This is a genomic window from Candidatus Sulfotelmatobacter sp. (genome assembly GCA_035498555.1).
Taxonomy (GTDB): Bacteria; Eisenbacteria; RBG-16-71-46; order RBG-16-71-46; family RBG-16-71-46; genus DATKAB01.
In genome coordinates, this window is the sequence record DATKAB010000005.1 from 1 (window position 1) to 2173 (window position 2173).

Genomic DNA, 2173 nt, shown 5'->3' on the forward strand with positions numbered 1-2173 from the left:
ACCGGGCTCGAGGTAGAGAACGTGATGCGCGTAGTCGAGCGTGCAGCGGAAGCGCTCGAGCACGCTGTTACCGACATTGCCCGCCAGGTCGTGGTTGGCCATGCCGCCGCTGCGAGTGAGCGTGAGCGCCGCGATGGGCTCGGGCAGCGAGTACGGGCCGATGCGCACGCTGTCGAGCCGGCACATGCTCGAGACGAAGCCTCCGCCGATGCCGCCGCCCGACGCTTCGATGTCGCGCCGCTTGAGGCTGCCCAGCATCTGGCAGGAGCGAGCCAGCGTTCCGTGCACCACGAACTGGAACGCGTTGCCCACGTCCACCAGGAACTTGCCCGAGCAGCCGTCGTTCAGAGTCAGGTCCACGATCGGGACGCCCGAGTAGAGCTCGAACGGGACCGCCGCGCCGGCGCCGGAATAGGTGAAGCGCGCCGGATCCTCGAGAGTAACGGTCTGGGCATCGTAGTCGATTGTCACGACGAATCGGCTGAGGAAGTCGGCGCCCAGGATCCCGGCCGGCTTGCGCCACAGGACATATTGCTGGGATTCAGAGAGATCGAGCAGCACCGCGCGAAAGTCCTTGAGCGTCGCGCCGCCCGGTTCGCCCGCCAGGGTGATCGAGCCCAGCGTCGCAAACTGGGTCGAGGCGCTGGCCGCCACACCCTCGACTCGCGATTCGCCCTCCGGGTGCAGGCCGAGGCCCAGGGCGAAGTCGCGATCGAGCAGGGTCAGCTCGGCGCCGGTGTCGAGGATGAAGTCCACCGGCGGCGCGCCGTTGATCGAGACCTTGACCAGTACGCATCGAGTCACGTACGCGAAAGGGACGCGGATGCTGCTCGCCGACTGGTCCCAGTCGATCGCCCGCTCTTTCACGCGCGGCGGGGCGAAGATCGTGGAGTCGAGCGAGGGATTGACCCAGACCGAGTCGACGGTCATGCGATCGAGCGGCCTGTCGCTCGGCAGCAGAGTGGGGGAGGTGAAGAGCGAGGGCCGCTTGCGCCCGCCGAGCATCCGATACCTGCCCGGCAGCTCGCTGACCATGTGGCCGTCGGTCTCGCTCGTGATCTTCTCGATGAAGCCGGTCTGCTGATTGATGAGCAGGTGGCGCGGACGTCCGCCCGGCGCCGTCACGATCAGGTGATCGAAGATCTCGCCGCCGCTGTAGGTGCGGCTGCCCAGACGCACGTTGCCGCCACCCTGATCCTCGAGCGCCCAGCGTTCGCCCGAGTACCAGCCGTCTTCGCGCGCGTGCGCCGCTTCGGCCGCCGATAGCACCGTCACGCTCTTGTCGCTCAGGTCGGTGCGCCACGCCACACTGCCGTCGAAGCCTTCGCGAACGTGGAGCGGGCCGAGGTCGAAGCGGCGCACCCAGCGATCGGGAGCGGCCTGCCACATCTCCCAGCGCCCCGAGAGTCCATCGGCTTCGATGCGGCCGCGCACGTGCAGCGCGTTCTCGCCCTCGACCGCGGCGCGGCCCCCCGTCGCATCGAGGTAGCGCTGCACGATCGGGATCGCTCCCGCTTCGATGTCGGCGCGCGCTGCAGTGGCGCCGCAGAGTGCGGCGAGCGAGACCAGCGCGAGGAACGCGAGGGAAGAGCCGGAACCCTTGGCGATTGCGGCGAGTGACACTGGCGACCTCCGTGTCGGCGGGGCAGAAGAGCCGAGGAGGGGCGCAGTCGCGGGCGCGGGCGGCGTGGCCGCGATGGGAGAGCCCCAGTGAGTGATCGGCCCGGATCGCCCGGGGCTTGAGAGAAGCGTGGTGGCGAGTCGATCCCCCGCACCAAGGGTCCTGCTCCGAAGATTGCAGTTGCGCCCGCTGATGCCGGGGATGTGGGCCCGAGGGAGACCGACTCACGCCGCGTATTTCAGGGTGTGGCGCTGGTTGCGGGTGAAGGCTCGGGTCCGAATGGTTCTCCAGTAGTACTTCTCCCATCGCTCCGGTAGCTCGATGCTGGTGGGGAAGAGGCGCTGCTCGAGGATCTGCCTGACGCTTCTCCTTCGCGAGTCGATCCCGAGCCTCATCGCCGGCGTCTGATCCCGCCGCAGCTCGGAGAACCACTTGACGTGGTTCCGCCACACCAGGAATACCCAGAGCCGATCGATCGCGCTCTGACGACGCTTGGACTGGGCGAGGGTCTCGCGCTTGTGGTTGGCGCCGCTGTGGCGGATCAGGAGATCG

General features: G+C 68.2%; 2 protein-coding genes. Both read right to left on the reverse strand.

The annotated features are described in order from the left end of the window. A partial coding sequence (locus VMJ70_00760; GenBank protein ID HTO89634.1) for an aspartyl protease family protein occupies positions 1-1623 on the reverse strand: 1623 nt, incomplete at its 3' end. A 222-nt stretch (positions 1624-1845) separates the two neighbouring features. Next, on the reverse strand, positions 1846-2173 hold a 328-nt coding region (locus VMJ70_00765), incomplete at its 5' end, for a hypothetical protein (protein HTO89635.1).